This is a genomic window from Paenibacillus sp. CECT 9249 (genome assembly GCF_918697855.1).
GTDB lineage: Bacteria > Bacillota > Bacilli > Paenibacillales > Paenibacillaceae > MSJ-34.
Window position 1 is genome coordinate 32,463 of the sequence record NZ_CAKKLI010000010.1, and the last position, 23,008, is coordinate 55,470.

Below are 23,008 nucleotides of genomic sequence, written 5' to 3' on the forward strand. Positions count from 1 at the left end.
ACCTCCTATTTTTTCATCTTCGGATCCAGCGCGTCTCTCAAGCCGTCTCCGAGCACGTTAAAGGCAAGCATCGTCAAGCTGATCAGGATTGCAGGGAATACCATGCGCCACGGATAGATCATCCAGGACGCGATCGCGTCGTTGATCATCGTTCCCCATGATGCGACAGGCACCTGAACGCCTAATCCCAAGAAACTTAAAAAGGCCTCTGCAAAAATGGCCGAAGGCACGCTTAATGTCAAAGTAACGATAATCGGCCCTAGCGAATTCGGGACGAGATGCCTGAACAAAATACGCGACGCCCCGGCCCCAAGCGAACGGGATGCAAGCACGTAATCCTGATTTTTGAGCTGCATAATTTGCCCGCGTACGATCCAGGCCATATTAATCCATCCCGTAATACACAATGCGACGATAATCGTTACCAAACTCGGTTCCATAACGACGAGCAGCAAAATAACAACGAGCAAATACGGAATGGAGTATAGAATTTCCGCAAATTTATTCATAATCTCATCGGTGCGGCCGCCTACGTAACCCATAATGCCTCCGTAAATGACGCCGATCAATACGTCGATCAACGCGGCGACAACGCCGACGGTAAGCGAGATGCGCGCTCCCATCCATGTACGGGCGAACATATCGCGGCCAAGATCGTCCGTGCCGAACCAGAATTCCGCCGAAGGAGGCTGATTCGTTTTGTCCAAGCTGTTCGTATAAAAATCATGCGGTGAAATCAATGGTCCGATGACCGCCATAATAATCAAGAAGATAAGAACATAAAGTCCCGTCATCGCCAGCTTGTTGCTTTTCAGACGTTCCCATGAATCGCGCCAAGCCGAGATGCTTTCGCGCTTCAGTTCCTCGTTCTGCGCGATATTCGGCCCGATATGCTGAAAATCTTCCGGTTTCGGCTGAACGAGTACGACGCGTTCCGTTTTATTCGCCGCCATTGTTAGCCCTCCTTCCTTCTGGCAAGTTTAATTCTCGGATCGACCAATCCGTAAGCGATGTCCGTCAGAAAGCGGGCAACCATCAAAATAATGCCGTAGAACAAGGTGATCCCCATAATCATCGGATAATCGCGGTTCGAAATATTGTATACGAACACTTTCCCTAGGCCGCCGATTCCGAAGATCGATTCGATAACCACGGAACCGGTAAGAACGTTAGCCGTGAGCGGCCCCAAATAGGTAACGACAGGCAAAATGCCGTTGCGGATCACATGTTTGCGAATAATATACCAATTAGTCAAACCTTTTGCTTTCGCTGTTTTAATGTAATCGGCATGTAATACATCCAGCATGCTGGAACGGGTCAACCGCGCGATAAAGGCGATCGATAATGCCGATAGAGCGATAACCGGCATCACATAATCCAATGGGCCGTTCAATCCTGCCACATTAAACCAGCGAAGCTTTACTCCAAGAAAGTACTGCATAAACGACGCCAACACGAAGCTCGGGACGGATACCCCGATCACCGCCACGACCATGGCGAAATTGTCCATTAGCTTGCGGTGATTCAATGCCGCGATCATGCCTAGCGATACCCCCACGACGACCGAGACGATGATGGAAACGATCCCCAGACGGAGCGAGAATCCGAACGAGTCGCGAATGACCCGGCCTACGTCCTGGTTTTGCATTTTCATTGAGACGCCGAGGTCGCCATGGATAATATTGTTCAAATATTGGCCGTATTGCTGATAAAGAGGCTTATCCAACCCGTACTGCGCCATTAATCGGGCCTTTACTTCCGGCGGTACTGCTTTTTCCGACATGAACGGGTCGCCAGGGATGACTTTCATCAGCATAAACGTCAGGGTCGCCAGCACGAAGATCGAGACTAACATATAGATAAATTTGCTAGATATATAACGAACCATTCGTGTACACCTCGATTTATTTAATCAATAAAAAAGGGGATATATATGGGGACGCCACATATATCCCAAGGCCACCATTTTTAGAAATGATGATTACTTGTCAAGGTACGCGTTATTAAAGTGAATATTACCTTTATAGTCGATATAAACACCTTTTACGTACGGTTTCACTAATCTGACGTTCGTGTAGTAGTAGATCGGCATAAGCGCCATATTGTCTTGGATCAAGATTTTTTCCGCTTTCGCGAAATTTTCCATACGTGCTTTAGGATCGGTCATCGTTCTTGTTTCTTTCAGCAAATTATCATACTCGGCATTCGAGAAGAATGTATCGTTGTTTCCGTTGCCCGTCATCCACATGTCGAGCATCGTCATCGGATCGTTGTAATCCGCGCCCCAACCGGAACGCGCCACTTGATAGTTGCCGTTCGTACGGTTTTTCAGGAATACGCCCCATTCTTGTTGCTCAATTTTCACTTCGACGCCAAGGTTTTGTTTCCACATATCGGCAATCGCTTGCGCAATTTTCTTATGGCCGTCGGATTGGTTATGAATCAAAGTAATTTCCGGAAGTTTTGTATATCCTTTTTCTTCCATACCTTTTTGCAGCAATGCTTTTGCTTCTTCATAATCTTCCTTGAAGTAGTCGCTTTCCGAATGCTCTTCGCGGAACGTTTTCTCTGCTCCAAGCAAACCTGGCGCTACCCATCCGTATGCCGGCACTTGTCCGCCGAGCGTAACTTTTTCTACGATGTTTTTACGGTCGATCGCCATCGCAAATGCTTTACGGATGTTCGCGTTATCGAACGGTTCGGCTTTGTTATTGAAAATGTAGTTATAAACGCTTGCGTACGGTTGAATTTTCATTTCATCAGGCAAGGATTGTTGCAAGCTCGGAATTTGGTCTGTCGGAACCGCGCCCGTAGGCCCGCCGGCATAATCCAATTGTCCTGTTTGGTACATGCTCAACTCGGTAGCGTCCGCATCGATCATTACAAATTTGACTTTGTCAAGATTGACTTTGTCTTTGTCATGGTAGTTCTCGTTCGGAACAAGCTCGATGGAGTTGTTATGCTGCCAAGAAGCGATTTTGAACGGTCCGTTCGAAATGATCGTGCTTGCTTCCGCTGCCCATTTTTCATTGTCTTTTGTCGAGCTATGAAGCGGATAGTAGGTATAGAACGACGTCAAACCGATAAAATATGGCGTCGGGTTTTCCAAAGTTACTTCCAACGTATAATCGTCGGCCGCTTTCACCCCGACTTGGTTCGGATCGTCGATGTGATTCGGGTTGTTATCTACCAAGTTATAGTTTTCCGCATTTTTTAAATAGTACAATTGGTAAGCATATGGAGGAGCCGGTTCGGTCTTCGGATCGAGCACCTTCTTCCACGCATATTCGAAATCATGCGCCGTTACCGGATCGCCGTTGCTCCATTTCGCGTTTTTGTTAAGATGAAAAGTAATATTTAATCCGTCTTCGGAAACATCCCATTTTTCAGCTACGCCAGGGTGGATCTTCCCTTCTTCGTCTACATTGACCAATCCTTCGTAAATTGCGTCAAGAACCGTACCTGAAGTATTGTCTTGCGCTTGTCCCGGATCGAGTGTCGGCGGTTCGGAGTGAAGGTTCAAGCGGAACTCTCCGCCCTTCTTCACAGAAGGCGTTTCCGGTGCCGGTTCGTTTGTTGTCGGCGGGTTCTCATTGTTCGGCGTTTGTTCGGGCGCCTTACCCTCTTTAGCGCCGCAACCTGCAAGAGCTAAGCCTACAGTGAGCACTAATGTTAAAATAATTAACAAACTCTTCCTTTTCATCAAGCACTACTCCCCCTAAATAATTAAAATTTATAATTACCAATTATACATCCAATGGTCAAAAAAATCTATACCAAATTCAAGAATAGATTTTACACTTTAAAAGTATAATGAAAGATTCCGATAAACAAGAAAATGACATAGAACACGCTCATGACGAAAAAAGTCAAACGCCATATCGTTTTCGCCAGTTTTCGCGCGTCGATTTTGCCTCTAAGCCGGTTCTGCGCCCCGCCGAGCAAACCCGCAGCGACGAGAAGCAGTATTAATATGAAATAAAAACCGAATTGTCCGCCGAAAATCGTATTGTACGACGCAGCGACGGACGCGATCAAAAATGCGGTCGTCACATCCATCGCCAGGCGGAATGCCCGTTTGCGGTCTTTGGACCAGGCGCCGTATCCTAGCCAAATCGCCAAAAACGGTATAAACGGAAGAATGGCCATCGACCCGAAAATAGATGTAATAAAATTCATCAATAAACCGCCCCCCCTTAAAAAAAATTTAAATTTTTTTACAATTGGATAACATTTTTTTACATCAAATCGCTTTGATGAGCTTATATATGTATCGATGCGCCGGCACATCGATGTCGACTTCTTCCGCCAAACGGATCAAGCCTCCGTTAATCCATTCGATTTCCGTCGGCGCGCCGTTCTCCACATCTTTCAGCATCGACGACGTATTGCCGGACGTATCGCGGCATACTTGCAAGATCTGTTCCCACAGTCCCGCTCCCAAATCGACACCTTTCGCCTCGAAAACCGGTTGCGTCTCCTCGTACAGCGTACGCATCCATTCGAGCCGCTCCGGCTTGGCGAGCAATTCGCCGTTTCGAATACGGAACAGCGCGGTCAACGGATTGATCACAGCGTTGATCGTCAGTTTGCGATAAATCATCCTATCGATGTCTTTCGACATAAACGCTTCGAATCCTGCCTTTTTGAGCAAAGCAATCAAACATTTTTCCGATAATCGTTCCTCCGTTTCGACCTTTCGGCCCGCGTCGCCGCCCGTTCGTCCGATCCACGTCTGCCCTCTTCCGGTATGCGCTGTCTCAATGCCCGAATCCCGTCTCGCTCCTTCCGTCGTAACCGCCGCGTAGATTCGATTCGCGGGAATATAGTTTGCAAGCTTCTCGATATGGCCGATCCCGTTTTGAAAACAGAGCACGTTTGCCTGCTTTCCGGCTTCGTCCCGCACCATTCGCATCAACCGATCGTCCAGATGGCGCTGTTTCGCCGTAACGAACACCCAGTCCGGCTCCTCCGCCCCCTGCCGCCGGATTTCGCCCGTTTCCCCGGCAGGCCGGGCCGAACAACCGGCTACCGCCAGTTTGGAACCGTCGGTACCGGTCAGCGTTATGCCGAATCGATTCAATCGTTCCGCTTGTTCGGCGGTCCGCGTCAACAAACGGACCCGAGCCCCCGCCGCCGCCATTTTGCCGGCAAATAACAGGCCGATTGCGCCGGCGCCTACGATTTGTATGTACATGTATTTATCCTCCCACCCGCAGTTAATTCTCTCGTTTCATATATAACAAAGAATGAATAAAAAAACAAAAAATCCTGAATGTTCGCACCTGCCGTGCAAACTTCTTCAGGATCCCTTTTACTCTTTACATTTATTCAATTCGTTCCAAGTTTCCATTCGCGTCCATTTTAAACCGCGTTTTCGTTTCGTCGTCTTCTTCGCTTAAGAAGGCGAGACGCCGGGCACGATCCATAATTTGAATCAATGCTTTATAGTCGTCGTTTACGACGCGATAATCGGTTTGCACTTCGTTAACTTCCTTAGACAGACGCTCGTTTTCTCTCCGCAAATATTGCAGTTCCTCTTCTTTCTCGCGGTATTCCCGCTCCAACATTTTCAATTGGCGGCTCGTTTCTTGATAGGAGCTTTTCCATTGGCGCAAAAACCGAATAACCGCATCGATCGAGATCGATTCCTCGCTAATGCCGTCGTGCTTATACCCGCTCTCTTCCCCTTCCATTGTCATCAAGCTTGCAACCTGGGCGCCTCCTGCGCCAAGCGGTTGTTTCTTCATATAATTGCGTTTTTGCCGATGCGCTTTCGCATTTTGAATTGCCGTCTCATATTTTTTGCGGACACAACTGTTCCAGCGGAAACCGCAGGCGGCCGATGTTCTGCCGATTTTCTCGCCCACTTCTTCAAATGCGGCCAATTGTGTGCTCCCTTCCCGAATATGGCGCAGCGTCACTTCCGCCAAAATCAAATCGTCGTCTGCGCTCCAAGCATCCTGTCTAACTGCAGTCATGCTATATAACCTCCTAAAAGTTTTATGAAGCGTTGCTTTCGCGAAATTGCCGCAAACAAACTTGCTTCGAAAGCATACGCTCGTTTTTTTGTGAAACGTTACCTTCCGCAGGCAAGCCAAATAACGATTCCCGCCATGGAAACTAACGCCCGTTCGCGTTGGAATGAAAAAAAATGCTTACTTCATCTCTATGCCCATAGTAGAGTTCATAGAATCTATTTAATACTATTTTGTATTTCCAAATTTACGGAGGCTCATACATATTTTTTGCCGAATTGCAAAAAACAATAATAAATATTATAGCGCCCGCAAAAAATTTGATAATTCGTCACGCATCACGGTTTACACCTTGGCAATCAAGAGCTATAATGATGAATAGAAAATTATGGGCGATCCATACGACGAGAGGGGGATGAATACATGGCACGCATGTTTCGCGTACTGGGCTTTTTCACGCTTGTGATCGGACTCATGGCATTCGCCGGGGACATGGTTGAGATGGCTTTGCTTTTCTTTATGCAAACGGCCGTCTTTGTTCTGTTGGGGTACTTGAAATTTACCGAAAGAACATATATTTTAATTTTCTGGGGATACATGATCGTTACGTTTACGGGATTCAGTTATTGGACCATTTTCAAAATGGGGCTGCCTTTCTAACGACAAAATCAATAAAGCGACCGCGCTTATGCGCCGGTCGCTTTTTTTCGTGCGATCCACACTTTAAACAATTCGCTCATTTGATCGCTCAGCAGCAATTGGCGAATCGCCCTGTTGCGGCGGGCCGTTTCGCCGAACGGGTCGCCGCCCCAATCGTTTTGCAGCCGCTCCAAAATGCCCGCTTCGACCAAAAATTGTTTTTGCGTGCCGTAACTTACCGATTCTAAGCCCGCCTCTTCCCCGGCGGCAATACAAGCCGTAAAATCGACGTGGGCGGTCATATCTTGTTCGCCGGGCAGCAGAAAAGCGTCGTCATGAGCCCGGTGCTTATAATAGCAGACGAACGTTCCGTTCATACGATGGGCGCCGAACAGTTCATCCGCTTCATCGCCGTAATCGATCGCGATCATATACCCTTCGCTCATCGCGGCGGCCATACGCCGCAACCAGGCAAGCGCCGCATCGTTCGCCTCGAATTGTTGCCCTTCCGTCCACGGCAGCCGGCCGTACCGGTCGGCGATCGCGCCCTCTGCCGGCAGCCATGCCGGAGCAAATCCGTCCGCATTGTTGCCGCGGGCGACATGCAGCTGTTCCAGGCGGCCTTCCTTGACTCTGAGACGCTCTACCGGGAACGCGTCCAGCAATTCATTGGCGATCAAGACGATTTTCGTACGGGCGGCGCGACGGGCGAATTCGGCGGAAGACCACCATTCGGCCCGGAGCCCATTCGCGTCCAAAGCCGCTCCGGCCAGCTCACGATGGTAAGGACTTTGTTCGACGATCGCATAGCGGATCGGCCGCTTCATACGCTCCAGCTCGAGCATGGCATGCACCGCCATATTGCCGTTCCCCGCGCCCCATTCGACGATCGCCACCTCCCCGTCCTTCCATCCTTCCGCATCAATCCGCTTCACGATATAGGAGGCCAGCGTTTCGCCCATTACTGTCCCGATGGACGAACTGGTGTAGAAATCGCCGTCTTTGCCGATTTTCATCCGGGGAGTCATATAGTATCCGTATTCCGGATGATACAAGCAACTTTCCATATAGGTAGAAAAAGGAATCGCTTTGCGGCCGCTGCGATCGATTTGATCATAAATATGTTGAATTAAGTTCGCGGAACCACGATAATGAGACAATAGGATCACCTTTCCTCCGGTGCAGCCGTATTTCGCATGTTTGCCCGCGGAATACCGGGACCGGCATCATGATTGGGATTGGAGAAACATATATTAAATTGCCAGCTATTAGAGGTTGAACACAGCATTATAAGTGAAAGGGGAGCCACTCAATATGAACGCTTGGATTCGCATGATTGCGGCAGCCCTTTGTATGTTTATATTCGCGTCACTGTCCAAGCCCGCCTTGTTGCTCGCGGAACCGACACCGGAAGAGACGAGAGCGATCTTGGAGAAAAGTTTGTCCGTCGTCGAAATCGATAAAGAAATCGCCCGTATCGAACAACAGCAGCGCGACATCGCTGCGCGGCTAACCTCGCTTGAGCGGGAATTGCTCGATAAAGACCGTCTTGTCGCCGAGAAACGCGGCCAAGCCGGCGCCGTGCTGCGCGCTTATTATATGGGAGACCGGGACGTACTCCTATCGGCGCTCTTCTCCACGAAAAACTGGAACGACATGCTGCTCATGTGGGAATATTATAATATTATCGTCGAACACGATCACAAGTTGTTACATACATATATGGCCGACTACCGGCAAGTCCGTGAGCTAGACGAGCAGTTGCAGGCGACGCAAGCCGAGCTCGGCGCATTGAAAACGAGTTTGCTCGCCCAGCGGGAACGCGTCCTTGGGCTGCAAAGCGATATCGACAACGCCTTGGCGCAAAGCGCCGATCCGGAAACGATGAAAAGGCTCATCGCCGAACTGAGCGAATTTTGGCAAAATATCGGCATCCGGGAAGTGCGCCAATATTTCGAGGCGCTCGCTTCGGTCATGCAAGATTTGCCGGAAATGATCACAAGCGATAAGGACAGCTTGTCGATCGACGGATTAAACTATACCGTGCAGGTCAAGGACGATCAATTAAACGCCTTTTTGCGCAGCAAAAACAACTTGTTCGACAATTTCGCATTTGCGTTCGAGCAAGACCGGCTGGTCGCCACCGGCAAACGGAACGATATTATCGTCGCGATCCAAGGTCATTACACGGTTGAGGAAGAACCGCAAAACTCGATTTTATTCCATGTCGACCATCTTCTCTTTAACGGCTTGGAATTGCCGGATACGACCCGCCGCTCGCTTGAGGAACAATTCGATCTCGGTTTTTACCCGAAACAAATCATGCCTTTCTTGAAAGCGACCGAAGTGCAAATCGAGGACGGCCTGATGAAAGTGAAATTAACGCTAAACTTATGACGAAGGCGACAGCTCGCCAATGGTTTGCGGCGGCTCCGACTGTTCCCGTTCGGGATCGTCGCTTGCCTTCCGCCCTTCTCCCGCCGCCAGCAAATGTTCGGCGATTAACGCGGCCGGCGTCTTCTTCTGCACAAATTGCCGCACCAGCTTCGATAAAGCGGCCATTTGTTCGGCAAGCTCGGGACTTGCGGCGATGCCTTGATCGGCGGCCGATATCATTCGTTCCCGCAAGGCAGCCGGATACATCTGCGGGTTCAATCCGGCATATTCGGCTTTAATGGCGGGCAGCCCGTCCGTCTTCTCCAGCCATTCCCTCTGCGTCTCGGGAGACGTCATTTCCAAAATCCAGCGTTTCGCCTCCTCCTCTTGCTTCGATCCGGCGAAGACGGCAAAGCTTCGGCTGGCAATCCACAATTCGCCCCCTGCCCGTTCCGGAGAGGCCGGCTCGATCTGGATGCCGCGAACTTTCTGTTTCATCGCTTGAGACCAGGTCGAGACAAACCCTAACAGTTTGCCTTCCTTCATCAACTCCCACGCACCGCGATCATCTTGGATCGATATGTATAGATAAGGTTGAATCGCTTCCAGCAATGGAATCGCGTCGCCGGTCGGTCCGAGCCGCCGCAACAACGAGACGAAGCTGTACGGATCTTCCGGTTGGAGCGCCAATAAATAGCTGCGATCCGCCGCTTCGTCCAGGCGATGAAGCAAGTCGAGCCAAGCTTCCCGGTCTGCGGGAAGCCGATTGGCGCCAAGCTCGCGCAGCAAGCTTTCGTTCCAAACGAAAACGTAAGGATCGACATCCTTCGGGACCGCCCATATGTATCCGTTCCATTTCACCATATTCATCACAACGTCGAGAGCCTCGTTCGAAGCTACGCTCGAGAAATACGAATCGACAGGCAAAATGTAACCGGAAACGGCAAATTCGCGGATCCATTCGCTGTCCAGCAGCATGACGTCGGCCGCGTCGCCGATTCGCGCCGCCCTCTTCATTTCGGTGTATGCGCTTTCGGGAGGTATATTTTCAAGATAGACTTTCACGTTGTTGCGCTCCATATACTCCATATTCATCTGATTCAATACGGTGAAGTCGAGCGGATCCATTTGAACGGTTACGTGAAGCTCTTTCATGTTCTCGTTCGGATTGCCTATATCGGAAGGCTGTTGACTCCCTTCCTTTCCGCCCGGATCGGTCTTCTCCACCGTAGGAGCGGCAATGAAAAATTGGGAAAACAATACAAAGCATAAGAGCAGCATCGAGAAAAGGACAATCGCATATTTCTTTTTGGACACGACTTTCTTCCTTTCATCCGCTTTCTAATCTCTCTTATTCTAACAAATGAATGGGCCCTTTGTCCCTTATTTTCAAAAAAAGCAAAGTTGAAAAAAGAAAACCGATCCGCTCGCGAATCGGCTTGATCTTGCAAACTATAATAAATCGGCCGCCAGTTGCGCCAGTTTGGAGCGCTCTCCTTTCTCCAGCGTAATATGGCCGCTGACATTCTGGTCTTTGAACCGTTCTACAATATAAGTCAGACCGTTGCTCGCCGCATCCAAATACGGATGATCGATTTGTTCGGGATCGCCCATCAAAATCATCTTGCTTCCTTCCCCGGCCCGCGAGACGATCGTCTTCACTTCATGCCTGGACAAATTTTGCGCCTCGTCGATAATGATGAATTGCCCGGGGATCGACCTGCCCCGAATATAAGTGAGCGCTTCGACCTGGATGCTGGCCATGCCCGCCAATATTTTATCGATATCGCCGGCCTTTTTCGTATCGAACAAAAACTCCAGGTTATCGTATATCGGCTGCATCCACGGGCGAAGCTTCTCCTCCTTTTCTCCCGGCAAATATCCGATGTCTTTCCCCATCGGCACAACCGGCCTTGCGATCAACAATTTTTTATATTTGCGCTCGTCTTCGACCTTCAGCAAACCGGCGGCCAGCGCCAGCAGCGTTTTGCCCGTTCCCGCTTTTCCCGTAATCGTCACGAGCGGGATTTCGTCGCTCAGCAGCAATTCCAGCGCCATTCTTTGCTGCGCGTTGCGCGCTGCGATTCCCCACACCGGATCGTTGCTCAGGAACAAAGGTTCAAGCCTCGTTCCGTCTTGATTCACTTTCAGGAGCGCCGATTTGCTCGTTCCCATCTCGTCCTTCAAGATGACGAATTCATGCGGATATAAACGATATCCGACCTGCAAGTCTTTAACAAGCAAATAACGGTACGAGTAAAACTCGTCGATGAGCGACGGATGGACGTTGACCGTCAAGCAGCCCAGATACAGATCCGCCGGATCCGCCGTTCTGTCCGACAAATAATCTTGCGTGTTCAGCCCCAGCACATCGGCTTTAATGCGTACGAGCACATCTTTGCTGACGAGAACGACCGGCCTCGCTTCCTTTCTTTTATCCTCTTCCAACTTATAATTGAGAGCCACGGCCAATATTCGATTATCGTTCGTCGTCTCCCCGAACATTTCTTGCATTTTGACAAAACTGCGGTGGTTTAATTCCACCTTCAGCATGCCGCCGTTATGAAGCAATATACCGCTGTGCAAATGTCCCTTATCGCGCAATCCGTCCAGTAAGCGTGAAACGTAGCGGGCGTTGCGCCCGATTTCGTCCGCGTTTCTTTTTTTCGAATCGATCTCCTCCAATACCACCGCAGGAATAATCATTTCGTTGTCTTCAAACGCAAAAATCGCATTGGGATCATGCAACAATACATTCGTATCCAACACAAATATTTTTTTCACTCGAGTTCCCTCCAAGCGTGGTATTCGGTTGCCGACGGCTATGCCTTTGTACATAAAACAAATGGGCGCAGGACAAAATAATGACGATGATAAGTTGGAAATTGAAAGGACGGGTAGAAATGCGAACATGGCTCTCGATTGTAGCGCTGATGCTATTGCTCACAAGCTGCAATCAAGTACGGAACAACACATCACCCTCTCCGCAAGGTATGGGACCGCAAACGCAATCTGCAAGAACCTATAATACAGGGAATAACAATGCTATATACGACGCCAATGCTGTGAAACAGCATTTGGAGCGACTCGCTACGAGCATCCCGGGCGTTCGCGGAGCGAATTGCGTCATCCTCGGCAACACGGCCGTCGTCGGGATCGATGTCAATGAAAAGATGGAACGATCGCGCGTAGGCACGATTAAATATTCCGTTGCCGAGGCGTTCCGCAAAGATCCTTACGGCATGAATGCCGTCGTAACCGCCGACGTTGATTTGCGCGAACGGATTCGCGAAGTTGGGCTCGATATACAAAACGGAAAACCGATCGCCGGAATCTTAAACGAACTGGCCGATATCGTCGGCAGAATCGTGCCGCAAATGCCGAAAGACACCGTTCCCGTCAGGGAAAATCCGGATCGAAAACCGGTAGACGAGCCAAAATTGAACCGGCATCTATAGCTTCCGCAAGTTGGCGAACCCGCCAAAAAACAAAAAGCCAAGTGAGCATATCACTAGGCTTTTTGTAATGCGGCAAACACTTGTCCATCCAATTTTGCCGCCGCACGCTTATCGTATGTTTTTTCATATTCAGGCATTGCGGTAATGCGGGCGCCGTAAAACATCGCTTCGCGCACCGCGTCGATCCCTACATCGATACAGGCCAATTTGATAGGAACGCCTTCCAGCGTACCGTCCGCAACGGATGCCTTCCCGTATATCGCATACAGCGTACCCAATCCAAACACGGAGACCGTCACGTTTGGATTGTTCTTCATGTTCGCGATCAACCGGGAACGCTGATCGATCGCGAAACGAAGCGTCGTTTGATTCACAGCGTAGATCCACGATATAGCGCTGCAGGTCGGAGCGCCCGTTTCGGCATCGATGGTGTTCAATAGAGCGAACGTTTCTTTTTGCAATTGATCGAATAAAGCCGCTGACAATACCGTAACTGGTTCCGTCATGGGCCGACCTCCTTTGCGTTGCCGAAGCAATGATGTTTATATATTATAGCATAGGCGCATTATGGCCGCTATATGACAACTACGGATTATTGCGGCGCTTCCGTATCGTAATGCTGCTTCAATTTCTCCTTCGCCGCGGCAAATTCGGTCTCATCCAAATAGACGTATGGACTTTTCCACGTCCCCGGCACAGGTATGTATTCGATATCGTCTCTATTAATATTGTAGTATGTCGAGATCATCTCGCGAATTTGGCTTGGCTGCACGTCCATTTTCAAATTTTTGCCGACAGCCCCGAAAATTTCGTCGATCTTCATGACGGCATTAAACGATTGCAGTTTGCGCACAATTTCTTTAAGCACTTTCGTTTGCCGCTGATTCCGTTCGAAATCGCTCGATTCTCTCGTCGGCTTTTTCACGTTGGAGGACGATTTGCGGTAACGGACAAAATCGAGAGCTTGCTCGCCGTTTAACGTTTGCAATCCCTTTTTCAAATCGATGTTCGTTCCGTCCGCCGTATCCTTATATCTCATATCCATATCGACATCGATTTCAATGCCGCCCAACGTATTGACGACGTCCACGAAACCTTGGAAATTGATCGTCGTCAAGTAATCGATCGGAATCCCGATAAACTGGCTCATCATCTTCTTCATTTCTGCATTGCCGTCTTCTACTTTTTTGCGGTTTTCCATCGATTTGAAGTTCGGGTAGAACCAATTGATTTTATGTTTCTCGTATCCGTCCATTTCGACTAACGTATCGCGCGGCAGCGAAACGATGGTCGCTTTCTTCGTTTCCGGATTCAACACCGCTACCATAATAACGTCGGTATTCAAAGAACCCGTCTCTTTGCGCGAATCCAAGCCCAGAATCAACATGGACACCGGTTTTTCCTTCGCAGACGGAACGGGGAGATCGCTTGGTTCGCCATCCTCCACCGTCGAAATTTCATTGATGGCATCGTTCACTTTGACGCCGGTATATCCGATCAAACCTAGAACCGATAAAATAGACAGTATTAGCAAAATAATGACGATTGCAATAAAAACATATAGAACGTACCACCACGGATTCGTCTTGGAACGTTTGCCCCGCTCCCGCGGCGGAAGATTCGCAACAGAATTCTTCATGTATCCAACACCCTTATGCTTTTTAGAGGTTGCTTCCAAAGCCCTCCTACGATCCCCGTCTTACTCGTTATATTTCGGATTGGAGTTAATGTCATGGAGCAATTGTTCCGCGACTTCCCGCGGAAACATTTGCTTCTTCGCCTGTCCGTCGACGACGTAACGGATATGAACCATCGTCGCGTCGGTCGTTTCGATATTCAATTCGCTTACCCCATGATCTTCCGTCAAAATGGCGGCGAAAAATTCGCATGTATCGAGCGCCGCCCGATCGTCCGGACGAGCGTTGGCCACGATTTTGATTTGCAGCCAGTTAAAGAGCGCATCCTGAAATTTCACCCGAGCTCTCCCTCCTCTCTATTCCCCGGGAGAGGGAGATTGGCCCGCCGATGCGGAGGCTTCGGCCTTGCGTTTCTGGCGCGCTTCGACGAAATAGCGAATGCGCACCAGCAGCATTAAACCGACCGCAACGAGCAGGCAAGGTATAATCGGCAGCTTGTCGACTTGAAAAATCAACAAAATAAACGCTCCTACCCCCATTAACAGATAGATGAGAATCTCCTTTAGTAGAGGCAGCCTGCGAACGCGAAACACTTTGTTGAAAATGTACATCAGCAAAACGTATATAATGATATACGAAATGATTTTGTGGGAGGCAAACCAATCGTGCAGCATACGATCACTCCTTTCCCTAGTTATTGTACACGTTCATGTCGTGCTTGCGCCACTCTTCCATGCGAGAAAGTCGAATTATGAATTGGCCTCGGCCATTTTTCGATGTTTTTCCGCGCGTTCGCGCTCGCTTTTGTTCAATATCTTTTTGCGCAGCCGGATCGATTTCGGCGTAATTTCGCAATATTCGTCATCGTTCAAATATTCGAGCGCCTGCTCCAAGGAGTAGAGGCGAGGCGTCTTCATTTTGACGGTGTCGTCCTTCGTCGCGGAACGAATATTCGTTAACTGCTTCTCTTTGCAAATGTTGACGACGATATCGTTATCGCGCGTATGCTCGCCGACAATCATGCCCTCATAGACTTCCGTACCCGGCTGCACGAACAAAATGCCCCGGTCTTCGACCGACAAAATGCCGTACATCGTCGCCGTCCCATTCTCGGTCGAAACGAGCACGCCTTGGTGCCGGCCGCCGACTTGCCCGCCTGCGAACGGACCGTAGCTGTCGAAGGCGTGATTCATGACGCCGTACCCTCTCGTCAAGGTCAGAAAATGAGTGCGGTATCCGATCAATCCACGGGCGGGGATTAAAAATTCGAGCCTGATTTGGCCGTTGCCGTGGTTGACCATATTGACCATCTCCGCTTTGCGCGTTCCCAAGCTTTCCATAACCGCACCCATGCTGTCTTCCGGTATATCGATGAGCAGCCGTTCGATCGGCTCCATCTTGACGCCGTCTTCCACCTTCACGATCACTTCCGGTTTGGACACTTGCAACTCATAGCCTTCGCGGCGCATATTTTCGATCAAGATGCCAAGATGAAGCTCTCCGCGCCCGGACACGATAAATGCATCCGGACTGTCGGTTTCGTCCACCCGCAAACTTACGTCCGTCTCCAATTCCTTCATTAAACGTTCCCGCAGCTTGCGCGATGTAATCCATTTCCCTTCGCGGCCCGCAAACGGGCTGTTGTTGACCAGGAACGTCATTTGCAGCGTAGGCTCGTCGATTTCAAGCACCGGCAGCGCCTCGGGATGGGCCGGATCGGCGATCGTTTCTCCAATATTGATATCTTTGATGCCGGCGATGGCGATAATATCCCCCGCTCCGGCTGCGGCAATCTCGACTCGTTTCAAGCCTTGAAATCCGAAAAGCTTCTCGATGCGGGCTTGCTTCGTTTGGCCTTCCCGAGTCAGAACGGCAACCGACTGGCCTTGCCGGATTTGGCCGCGATTGACACGGCCAATCGCCACTCTTCCCAAATATTCGTTGTAATCCATCAGCGTGACCAGAAATTGGAGCGGCGCTTCCGCGTCTTCCGTAGGCGCCGGAATATGCCCGACAATCGTTTCATACAACGAGAACATGTTCTCTTCCTGCTGTTCGGGATTCAAGCTCGACGTTCCCATTAACGCCGAAGCGTATACGACCGGAAAATCCAACTGCTCGTCGCTGGCTCCAAGTTCGATAAACAGCTCCAGCACTTCGTCGATCACTTCCACCGGACGCGCGTTCGGACGGTCGATTTTGTTGACGACGACGATCGGAGTCAACTGATGCTCAAGCGCTTTGCGCAAGACGAATTTCGTTTGCGGCATGCATCCTTCGAAAGCGTCGACGACAAGCAAGACGCCGTCGACCATTTTCATAATCCGCTCGACCTCGCCGCCGAAATCGGCATGTCCCGGCGTGTCGACGATATTGATTAAATAATCTTTATACGTAATGGCCGTATTTTTCGCCAAAATGGTAATCCCGCGTTCGCGTTCCAAATCACCCGAATCCATCGCGCGCTCATGAACATGCTCATGCTCGCGAAACGTACCCGATTGCTGCAGCAGCTTGTCTACAAGCGTCGTTTTGCCGTGGTCGACGTGAGCGATAATAGCGATATTGCGTATATTTTCTCTTGTATGCATAACTAAGTTCCAAACCCTTTCAATTATCAATTTGACATTTTTTGCGAGTGATCGACACAAAAGAAGCGCCGGAGAATAAGCCGACGCTACATATCTCTTATATTATACGGGATTGTAATAAAATTGCAAATCGCCGGAGCCCCCGTAACACCCCGTAATCTTTACCAAGTGCGCGGTTTTCTGCGGAAAACAAGCCATAAACCGAGCAGAATGAGAACAAATGCTAAAAAATAAATCATGGAGCTCCAAAGCGTAATAAACAACAGGAGCAAGGAAACGACGCCAAGCGCGGCGGCAGCCACAAACAGGCCGCGGGATTGATAAGGATCGGACAAGTAATATTCGTACAATCCGACGGCAACGCCCAGAATCAATACCGGCCATGCATATTTCATCTTATCCCATCCGAACCAGTTGCAAAAAATAAAAAGCAAACCGTAAACCGTTAGCATTCCTCCAGGGACAAGAACGATCGAAGGAACCATACGGGCAAAAACGAAATAATGGGCGAGCAGTCCTGGAATCAAAATGAGAAGCGGCCATAGCGCCTTTCCCAAAAAACCGATTACGCCCAGTTTTCCCAGCAATATGACCACACCGGCGATGACGATAAAGATACCTATCGCATGCTGTTTGTTCGACACCAGTCCTATCCCCCCGTTCATCATATATGGACTAGACACGAAACGACAGTTTCTAAATATATTTTATCTGAACTTTTGAAAAAAAACCACAAATTCGAAAAAATACCGTTTACGATTGAACGGAGGATCGATATTTTTTCACGATTCCGATGACAATAACAAGGACGGCGAGAACGATCGGAACATACGCGTGCGCCAGCGCCCACCCGCTGAACAAAGATTCCAATTTGGCGTCGTTCATCAGCATTTCGCCGGATGTATACCCTAATATGGCGGCGCCGATATAGACGAGCACCGGAAAGCGGTGCAGCAACTTCATAATGATGCCGCTGCCCCAAACGACGATCGGAATGCTAAGCGCGATCCCGATGACAATGAGGGCAAAATCGCCCCTTGCAATGGCGGCGATGGCAAGGACATTGTCCAGACTCATGACGAAATCGGCCACCATGATCGTCCAGACGGCGCTCCACAACGAGGAAGATTCGCGAACTTTCGTATAATTTTCTTCATCGATCAGCAGCTTCACAGCTATATACAAAAGCAGCAAAGAACCGATCGCTTGAATATATGGAATTTTCAGCAGGAATAGGGCGGCAACGGTAAGGATCGACCGCATCGCAACAGCTCCGAACGCTCCCCACCATACGGCAAGCTTGCGCTGTTTCGGGGGCAAATTTTTCCCCGCGAGTGCAATGACGACGGCATTATCGCCGCTGAGCACCATATTGATAATCAAAATTTCCAATAGCAACCATATATTTTCCACGGACATCCCCCCTTTACACTTGTATGAATGAAGGGGCCAAGCTATGCATGCCGATTTCTCCAAAAGAGCTTCTCGGTGCTGAAAAGCGGACTTTTTGAACTCGCATGAAAATGTTCGATGAATCTTATTGGACGCCCATCCGTATTACAAGGCAAAGGAGTGACAGAAGTGGAAATCTTCAGTATGCAATTTTTATTCGCGCTGGCCAACATTGTATTCATCGACTTAATCTTAGCGGGGGACAATGCGATCGTCATCGGCATGGCGGCGAGAAACTTGCCGGCCACCCAGCAGAAGAAAGCGATTATTTACGGTACGTTCGGAGCGGTAGCCATTCGAATCGCCGCTACGGCAATCGTCGTATGGCTGCTGAAAATCCCTTGGCTGCTTGTAGTCGGAGGAATTTTATTATTATGGATCGCTTATAAACTGTTAATCGAGGAGAACAAACACGGCGGCATTAAAGCCGAAGGCACATTATGGGCGGCGGTGCGTACCATCGTCGTCGCCGACGCCGCCATGGGCTTGGACAATGTGATCGCGGTTGCCGGAGCCGCCCGCGGGCATTTGCTGCTCGTCGTCCTCGGACTCCTTATCAGCGTTCCGATCGTGATATGGGGAAGCACTTTGTTCATTAAACTAATCAATCGGTTCCAATGGATCGTATATCTCGGCTCCGCCGTACTTGCCTACACCGCGTCGAACATGATTACCGAAGAGCCGAAGCTGAAACCTTTTTTCGACCAGCATCTTTTGATTCAATGTATGTTTATAGCTTTACTCATCGCGTTCATTCTTTCGGCAGGCTTCGTCACCAAAAAACATAAGCACACGGACCGGCCGCTCTTGTCGGCCAACAAGAAAAGCGGAGAGAGCCATTAACGGCTCTCTCCAAGTTTATGGCGGACGTTGCTAAAACCAGCGGTCGTCGTCGCATTCGACCAGTTGCGGCTGCGGCTCGTCCTTAAGCACGAGCGTCTCGGTCGTATCTGCCGCGATTCGAATCATCTCCTGCAAATTTTCGATGCTGCTTTCCGCCAGTTCCACAATGTTCAGGTTCGGATTCGTCGACGGATTTTTCGGCACGAACAGCGTGCAGCAATCTTCGTACGGCAATATCGACAGCTCATATGTTCCGATATCCTGCGCGATTTTCGTAATTTCGGACTTGTCCATCATCACTAGCGGCCGCAGCAGCGGCAGATCGGTTACTTTGCCGATGACATTCATGCTGCCGAGCGTTTGGCTGGCCACTTGCCCCAAGCTGTCGCCGGTGACGAGCGCCAGAGCACCTTGCTTTTCGGCAAGCAGCGTCGCGATCCTCAGCATCGCTCTGCGCATCAGCGTAATGATTAAATTATCGTGGCCCGTCTGCGTCAACCGTGTTTGAATTTCCGTGAAAGGAACGAGATGAAGCCGAACCTCTCCCGCATAACCGGCCAACACTTGCGCCAAGTCGATCACTTTCTGTTTCGCCCGTTCGCTTGTAAACGGATAGCTGTGGAAATGAACGGCTTCGATCGCCAAACCTCTGCGCAGCGCCTGCCAGCCGGCCACCGGGCTGTCGATGCCGCCGGACAGCAGCAACATCGCCTTCCCGTTCGAACCGTACGGAAAACCGCCCACCGCAGGAATCGTTTCATAATAGATATACGTATAATCATGGCGAATTTCAACTCGAAGCTCGATATCCGGACGGCGGACATCCACCTTTAATCCCGGAAATGTTTGCAGTATCGGCGAGGCGACAAGATGGTTCATTTCCTGCGATCCGTGAGGGAACTGTTTCCATACGCGGCGGGCATTGACTTTGAAAGTCGTTCCCGGCTTAAAGTCGATCCGTTCGATAAATTGCTTCGCCGTCGTCTGAATCGACTCCAATACCGATTCGGTTCGTTTTACCGGACTTAAAGAGACGATGCCGAATACGTTCCGAAGTGCGGCGATGACCGGCTCGGAGGCCATTCCGTTCAAGGCGACATAAAGACGCCCGTATTCTTTGATGATGCTCGCTTCCGGAAACGCCGCCATCGCTCGCTGAACTTGACGCAGCATCGTATTTTCAAACCGGGTGCGGTTTTTGCCTTTTATCGTAAATTCTCCGAAACGGACAAGTATCATATCATAATTCATCTGGTTATCGTTCCTCCTCAAATTTGGGCCGGCGGCGTTTCCCGCTAGGCCTGTTCCGCGCTAAGAGCCGTGCGGAAGCTTACGCCCGATCCGCCCCAGCTCATCGGTCACTTGCCGAAGCGACGATGCAAGAACGTCGATGTCCTCTTCCGTATGTTCCGCCGCCATGCTGAACCGTATACCGCTGGCCGCGCAAAGCTCGCCGGCGCCCATAGCAGTCAGCACCCGGCTCGGCTTTCCGGTTTTGGAAGAGCAAGCCGATTGCGTCGAAGCGATGATGCCTCGCTGCTCCAGCATGTGCAGGACGACTTCCGGTTTCATGCCCGGAAAGGAAACGTTGACGATATGCGGCGCTGTTTGAAGAGAGCTGGCGGCGTCTCCGTTCACGGTTAGCTGCGGCATCTGTCCGATCGCCTCGATCAATCGATCTCTAAGCTTGTACAAATGCGCGGCCGTTTCCGGCTGGCTTTCGATCGTTATTCGGATCGCTTTGGCCATCCCTACGATGTTCGGAACGTTTTGCGTACCGGCACGCATGCCATGCTCCTGCGCTCCCCCGTTAAGCAGCGGCGTCAGACGTACCCCCTCCCGGCAATACAGCAAACCGGTTCCTTTCGGGCCGCGCAATTTATGCGCCGACAGGCTGAACAAATCGATTCCCCATTCGCGAATCGAGAGCGGCAGCTTCCCGACGCTTTGCACGCCGTCGACATGAAATAATACGCGCGGGTACCTTTTCAACAGTTCGCCGATTTCGGCAATCGGCTGTACGCTCCCGACCTCGTTGTTGACATGCATGACACTGACCAGCACGGTTTCGTTCGTCAAAGCCTCCCTCACCTGATCGACGGACACGACGCCGTTGCGGTCTACGGGCAAATAGGTGACTTTGCAGCCTTGCTCTTCCAATTGGCGAAAACATTCGTATACGGAAGCATGCTCCACCTGAGTCGTAACAAAATGCTTGCCGCGCCCCGCATACTGCATGGCCGCCCCTTTAATGGCCAAATTATTGCTTTCCGTCGCCCCGGACGTAAATATCAGTTCGCCGGGCTTGACTTGCAGCGCTTTGCCGATTACCGCGCGGGCCCGTTCGATCAGCTTCTCCGCTTCCACGCCGGCGCGATGGAGCGAAGACGGGTTCCCGTAATGCAGTTTCATCACTTCGGCAACCGTCTCAATCACTTCGGCATACGGCGGCGTTGACGCGCTGTGGTCGAAATAAATCATGTTGTCCCCTTCTTCATCGAATAATTGAATTCATGTCTTTATTATCGTCGTCCGGTTATGAACAAAAAAAACGTCTTTCGACGTTATCATGCCAATTTATGTTTCGCTTCTTCAATTTTACGTATATAATTTTGCGTTTCTTTCGGCAATAAATGATATTTGTCCATCAAGTCCTGTTCCGTCCGAATTCCTAATTGCGCGATACGGTTCGGACCGGCGTTGTACGCTGCCAGCGCCACCTTCTCATGACCGCCGAAGCGCTTCAGCTGATACGATAAGTATCTCGTTCCCCCGTCGATGTTCTGTTCCGGATCGAACGAATCGGTGACACCCAAGCCGCGCGCCGTACCGTCCATCAATTGCATTAACCCTTTGGCCCCTGCGGAAGAAACCGCATTCGGGCGAAATGACGATTCCGTCCGGATGACGGCCTTCACCAACAATTCGTCAACTCCGTAGTTCGCGCTTGCCCTCGCAATCATATCGTCATACGCCGTCGGAGCAGCCGCTGCCGAATGAGACGATGCCGTATCCGTCGGTTCGCTCCAAGCCAGAACCGATTCCATGACATCTCCGTATCCGAACAACGGTTGATCGAACGAGCTTGCCCCGCGTCCGCCGCCTGCCGGCAAGCCGCCAAACATCAATTGCTCCAGCATCGTTTGAAAATTGTCGTCCTTGCCGCGGCTACTGCCGTTGCTTTGCAATGAAGCGCTTGTAATATCCGCATCGTTCGTCATTTGCAATCGAATCATTTCTTTCATTAATCGAGGCTCAATTTGCATGATCGATTCCCCTGTTTCATTGTTATGTTTTATCTATTTTACACTTTTTTGCGCAGGACGACCATACTTTTATGCAAATCTGTCGAAAAAAACGAACGGAGCCGCGGTTCGCACCGTCGCTCCGTTCCTTCCGATGTTGCGCGCAGCTTTTACCTGTACATGAAGAACGATAAAAGAAACGCCGCCGCTCCGATCCCTATCGCCCATGCTCCCATCGTCCGTTTGCCTTGCCAATAAGCGAATAAACCTAATATTGCCGAAGTGGGACCAAGAATGACAGGCCAGAAAAATAACGAAGCGATCGCAAACACGAGCGCAACCCAACCGATATTTACGCCGGCTGCCGCCTCGTTGTTTTCTTCCGCTCTGTCCGTATTCGTCAACTCGCGGCGAGCCGAGTTGTCGGGAGCGATTTCCGCGGCATATTCTTCATGCTCGCGGTTATGGTTTTGCCGTTTGTCTACAATACGCTTTTTTCCCTTTTTCTTCATTTGGATGCACCCGCTTTAGGTTTAAATGTATGACAGCAAGTTTCGGAGGACTTCGACGCATAATCTTGATGCTCGGTATCGAAAGTTTCACCGGCGAATTCCGCTTTATACTTCGCTCCGGCATGCTCGTCGATATCGATCATAATGGCATCGGCATTGCAATTGTTGCCTTCTCCCCAATAGGCGCAGTTTGCTACGCTGCATTTTACTACCGGCTTGTTCGCCATAATATCACCCCTTTATCAACTTTCCCTGGGCCGTACGGTCTTACTCAAGC

The 23,008-nt window shown here is 50.2% G+C and carries 25 protein-coding genes; 4 read left to right on the forward strand and 21 right to left on the reverse strand.

Translation table 11 applies throughout. The features are described 5' to 3' along the window. Positions 1-5: 5 nt before the first annotated feature. The 6 genes from LQ229_RS10160 to LQ229_RS10185 all read right to left on the reverse strand — a co-directional run bounded on the left by LQ229_RS10160 (position 6) and on the right by LQ229_RS10185 (position 5,981). Positions 6-953, reverse strand: coding sequence for an ABC transporter permease (locus LQ229_RS10160; RefSeq protein ID WP_230191651.1), 948 nt, complete (start codon positions 951-953; stop codon positions 6-8). Positions 954-955: 2 nt separating this feature from the next. Continuing rightward, a complete protein-coding gene (locus LQ229_RS10165; RefSeq protein WP_230191652.1) occupies positions 956-1,888 on the reverse strand; it encodes an ABC transporter permease in 933 nt (310 codons plus the stop codon). Between the two features lie 93 nt (positions 1,889-1,981). After that, positions 1,982-3,703 (reverse strand): peptide ABC transporter substrate-binding protein, encoded by a 1,722-nt coding sequence (locus LQ229_RS10170; protein WP_230191653.1) that lies wholly within the window; start codon positions 3,701-3,703, stop codon positions 1,982-1,984. 92 nt (positions 3,704-3,795) lie between these two features. After that, complete coding sequence (locus tag LQ229_RS10175; RefSeq protein WP_216536237.1) at positions 3,796-4,179, reverse strand: DUF3397 domain-containing protein; 384 nt, start codon at positions 4,177-4,179, stop codon at positions 3,796-3,798. Between the two features lie 64 nt (positions 4,180-4,243). Then, positions 4,244-5,197, reverse strand: a complete 954-nt coding sequence (locus tag LQ229_RS10180; RefSeq protein ID WP_230191654.1) for a 2-dehydropantoate 2-reductase — start codon at positions 5,195-5,197, stop codon at positions 4,244-4,246. A gap of 130 nt (positions 5,198-5,327) precedes the next feature. Further along, on the reverse strand, positions 5,328-5,981 hold the full coding sequence (locus LQ229_RS10185) for an RsfA family transcriptional regulator (protein ID WP_216536235.1): 654 nt from the start codon (positions 5,979-5,981) through the stop codon (positions 5,328-5,330). Between the two features lie 420 nt (positions 5,982-6,401). Between LQ229_RS10185 and LQ229_RS10190 the strand changes: the two genes are divergently transcribed. Further along, on the forward strand, positions 6,402-6,638 hold the full coding sequence (locus LQ229_RS10190) for a DUF2626 domain-containing protein (RefSeq protein ID WP_216536234.1): 237 nt from the start codon (positions 6,402-6,404) through the stop codon (positions 6,636-6,638). Positions 6,639-6,664: 26 nt separating this feature from the next. On the opposite strand, the gene LQ229_RS10195 is transcribed toward LQ229_RS10190, so the two are convergent. Continuing rightward, positions 6,665-7,777 (reverse strand): SAM-dependent methyltransferase, encoded by a 1,113-nt coding sequence (locus LQ229_RS10195; protein ID WP_230191655.1) that lies wholly within the window; start codon positions 7,775-7,777, stop codon positions 6,665-6,667. 154 nt (positions 7,778-7,931) lie between these two features. On the opposite strand from LQ229_RS10195, the gene LQ229_RS10200 reads away from it, so the two are divergent. Then, positions 7,932-9,014: a hypothetical protein gene (locus LQ229_RS10200; RefSeq protein WP_216536232.1), complete on the forward strand. Its 1,083-nt coding sequence runs from the start codon at positions 7,932-7,934 to the stop codon at positions 9,012-9,014. Here the strand turns inward: LQ229_RS10200 and LQ229_RS10205 are convergent. Together LQ229_RS10205 and LQ229_RS10210 are read right to left on the reverse strand one after the other, a co-directional pair. Continuing rightward, complete coding sequence (locus LQ229_RS10205; protein ID WP_216536231.1) at positions 9,009-10,310, reverse strand: extracellular solute-binding protein; 1,302 nt, start codon at positions 10,308-10,310, stop codon at positions 9,009-9,011. The two genes, LQ229_RS10200 and LQ229_RS10205, sit on opposite strands and share 6 nt — an antisense overlap. Before the next feature lie 135 nt (positions 10,311-10,445). Further along, positions 10,446-11,777 carry a PhoH family protein gene (locus LQ229_RS10210; protein WP_216536230.1) on the reverse strand — a complete coding sequence of 444 codons (1,332 nt, stop codon included), beginning with the start codon at positions 11,775-11,777 and terminating at the stop codon, positions 10,446-10,448. 86 nt (positions 11,778-11,863) lie between these two features. Here LQ229_RS10210 and LQ229_RS10215 point away from each other — a divergent pair, with 86 nt between their 5' ends. After that, positions 11,864-12,451, forward strand: coding sequence for a YhcN/YlaJ family sporulation lipoprotein (locus LQ229_RS10215; protein WP_230191656.1), 588 nt, complete (start codon positions 11,864-11,866; stop codon positions 12,449-12,451). 53 nt (positions 12,452-12,504) lie between these two features. Here the strand turns inward: LQ229_RS10215 and LQ229_RS10220 are convergent, their stop codons facing one another. From LQ229_RS10220 to LQ229_RS10250, 7 genes are all read right to left on the reverse strand, one after another. Continuing rightward, positions 12,505-12,957: a pyridoxamine 5'-phosphate oxidase family protein gene (locus LQ229_RS10220; protein ID WP_216536229.1), complete on the reverse strand. Its 453-nt coding sequence runs from the start codon at positions 12,955-12,957 to the stop codon at positions 12,505-12,507. An 86-nt stretch (positions 12,958-13,043) separates the two neighbouring features. Beyond that, positions 13,044-14,090, reverse strand: a complete 1,047-nt coding sequence (locus tag LQ229_RS10225; protein WP_216536228.1) for an LCP family protein — start codon at positions 14,088-14,090, stop codon at positions 13,044-13,046. Positions 14,091-14,150: 60 nt separating this feature from the next. Further along, positions 14,151-14,426, reverse strand: coding sequence for a hypothetical protein (locus LQ229_RS10230; protein ID WP_216536227.1), 276 nt, complete (start codon positions 14,424-14,426; stop codon positions 14,151-14,153). An 18-nt stretch (positions 14,427-14,444) separates the two neighbouring features. Continuing rightward, positions 14,445-14,759 (reverse strand): YlaH-like family protein, encoded by a 315-nt coding sequence (locus LQ229_RS10235; protein WP_216536362.1) that lies wholly within the window; start codon positions 14,757-14,759, stop codon positions 14,445-14,447. 78 nt (positions 14,760-14,837) lie between these two features. Then, complete coding sequence (gene typA, locus LQ229_RS10240; protein WP_216536226.1) at positions 14,838-16,679, reverse strand: translational GTPase TypA; 1,842 nt, start codon at positions 16,677-16,679, stop codon at positions 14,838-14,840. Between the two features lie 161 nt (positions 16,680-16,840). After that, positions 16,841-17,323, reverse strand: a complete 483-nt coding sequence (locus tag LQ229_RS10245; RefSeq protein WP_356710314.1) for a hypothetical protein — start codon at positions 17,321-17,323, stop codon at positions 16,841-16,843. Positions 17,324-17,432: 109 nt separating this feature from the next. Continuing rightward, entirely contained in the window at positions 17,433-18,092 is a 660-nt protein-coding gene (locus LQ229_RS10250; protein ID WP_230191657.1) for a TerC family protein, read from the reverse strand. A gap of 117 nt (positions 18,093-18,209) precedes the next feature. On the opposite strand from LQ229_RS10250, the gene LQ229_RS10255 reads away from it, so the two are divergent. Continuing rightward, the gene (locus tag LQ229_RS10255) at positions 18,210-18,974 is read left to right on the forward strand and encodes a TerC family protein (RefSeq protein ID WP_216536224.1); all 765 of its coding nucleotides are present in this window, start codon (positions 18,210-18,212) and stop codon (positions 18,972-18,974) included. A 30-nt stretch (positions 18,975-19,004) separates the two neighbouring features. On the opposite strand, the gene thiI is transcribed toward LQ229_RS10255, so the two are convergent. From thiI to LQ229_RS10280, 5 genes are all read right to left on the reverse strand, one after another. Continuing rightward, positions 19,005-20,225 carry a tRNA uracil 4-sulfurtransferase ThiI gene (gene thiI, locus LQ229_RS10260; protein WP_216536223.1) on the reverse strand — a complete coding sequence of 407 codons (1,221 nt, stop codon included), beginning with the start codon at positions 20,223-20,225 and terminating at the stop codon, positions 19,005-19,007. 60 nt (positions 20,226-20,285) lie between these two features. Continuing rightward, a complete protein-coding gene (locus LQ229_RS10265; RefSeq protein WP_216536222.1) occupies positions 20,286-21,455 on the reverse strand; it encodes a cysteine desulfurase family protein in 1,170 nt (389 codons plus the stop codon). 86 nt (positions 21,456-21,541) lie between these two features. After that, positions 21,542-22,240, reverse strand: a complete 699-nt coding sequence (locus LQ229_RS10270) for a lytic transglycosylase domain-containing protein (protein WP_216536221.1) — start codon at positions 22,238-22,240, stop codon at positions 21,542-21,544. A 149-nt stretch (positions 22,241-22,389) separates the two neighbouring features. Next, entirely contained in the window at positions 22,390-22,731 is a 342-nt protein-coding gene (locus LQ229_RS10275) for a hypothetical protein (protein ID WP_216536220.1), read from the reverse strand. Continuing rightward, complete coding sequence (locus LQ229_RS10280) at positions 22,728-22,958, reverse strand: DUF1540 domain-containing protein (RefSeq protein ID WP_216536219.1); 231 nt, start codon at positions 22,956-22,958, stop codon at positions 22,728-22,730. Before LQ229_RS10280 ends, LQ229_RS10275 begins: the two co-directional genes overlap by 4 nt. Between the last annotated feature and the right edge of the window lie 50 nt (positions 22,959-23,008).

Excerpts from the sequence above, each read along its gene's own strand:
- LQ229_RS10160 (WP_230191651.1), bottom strand. The coding sequence starts at position 953 with ATGGCGGCGAATAAAACGGAACGCGTCGTACTCGTTCAGCCGAAACCG.
- LQ229_RS10165 (WP_230191652.1), bottom strand. The coding sequence starts at position 1,888 with ATGGTTCGTTATATATCTAGCAAATTTATCTATATGTTAGTCTCGATC.
- LQ229_RS10170 (WP_230191653.1), bottom strand. The coding sequence starts at position 3,703 with ATGAAAAGGAAGAGTTTGTTAATTATTTTAACATTAGTGCTCACTGTA.
- LQ229_RS10175 (WP_216536237.1), bottom strand. The coding sequence starts at position 4,179 with ATGAATTTTATTACATCTATTTTCGGGTCGATGGCCATTCTTCCGTTT.
- LQ229_RS10180 (WP_230191654.1), bottom strand. The coding sequence starts at position 5,197 with ATGTACATACAAATCGTAGGCGCCGGCGCAATCGGCCTGTTATTTGCC.
- LQ229_RS10185 (WP_216536235.1), bottom strand. The coding sequence starts at position 5,981 with ATGACTGCAGTTAGACAGGATGCTTGGAGCGCAGACGACGATTTGATT.
- LQ229_RS10190 (WP_216536234.1), top strand. The coding sequence starts at position 6,402 with ATGGCACGCATGTTTCGCGTACTGGGCTTTTTCACGCTTGTGATCGGA.
- LQ229_RS10200 (WP_216536232.1), top strand. The coding sequence starts at position 7,932 with ATGAACGCTTGGATTCGCATGATTGCGGCAGCCCTTTGTATGTTTATA.
- LQ229_RS10215 (WP_230191656.1), top strand. The coding sequence starts at position 11,864 with ATGATAAGTTGGAAATTGAAAGGACGGGTAGAAATGCGAACATGGCTC.
- LQ229_RS10220 (WP_216536229.1), bottom strand. The coding sequence starts at position 12,957 with ATGACGGAACCAGTTACGGTATTGTCAGCGGCTTTATTCGATCAATTG.
- LQ229_RS10225 (WP_216536228.1), bottom strand. The coding sequence starts at position 14,090 with ATGAAGAATTCTGTTGCGAATCTTCCGCCGCGGGAGCGGGGCAAACGT.
- typA (WP_216536226.1), bottom strand. The coding sequence starts at position 16,679 with ATGCATACAAGAGAAAATATACGCAATATCGCTATTATCGCTCACGTC.
- LQ229_RS10255 (WP_216536224.1), top strand. The coding sequence starts at position 18,210 with ATGAATCTTATTGGACGCCCATCCGTATTACAAGGCAAAGGAGTGACA.
- thiI (WP_216536223.1), bottom strand. The coding sequence starts at position 20,225 with ATGAATTATGATATGATACTTGTCCGTTTCGGAGAATTTACGATAAAA.
- LQ229_RS10265 (WP_216536222.1), bottom strand. The coding sequence starts at position 21,455 with ATGATTTATTTCGACCACAGCGCGTCAACGCCGCCGTATGCCGAAGTG.
- LQ229_RS10270 (WP_216536221.1), bottom strand. The coding sequence starts at position 22,240 with ATGCAAATTGAGCCTCGATTAATGAAAGAAATGATTCGATTGCAAATG.
- LQ229_RS10275 (WP_216536220.1), bottom strand. The coding sequence starts at position 22,731 with ATGAAGAAAAAGGGAAAAAAGCGTATTGTAGACAAACGGCAAAACCAT.
- LQ229_RS10280 (WP_216536219.1), bottom strand. The coding sequence starts at position 22,958 with ATGGCGAACAAGCCGGTAGTAAAATGCAGCGTAGCAAACTGCGCCTAT.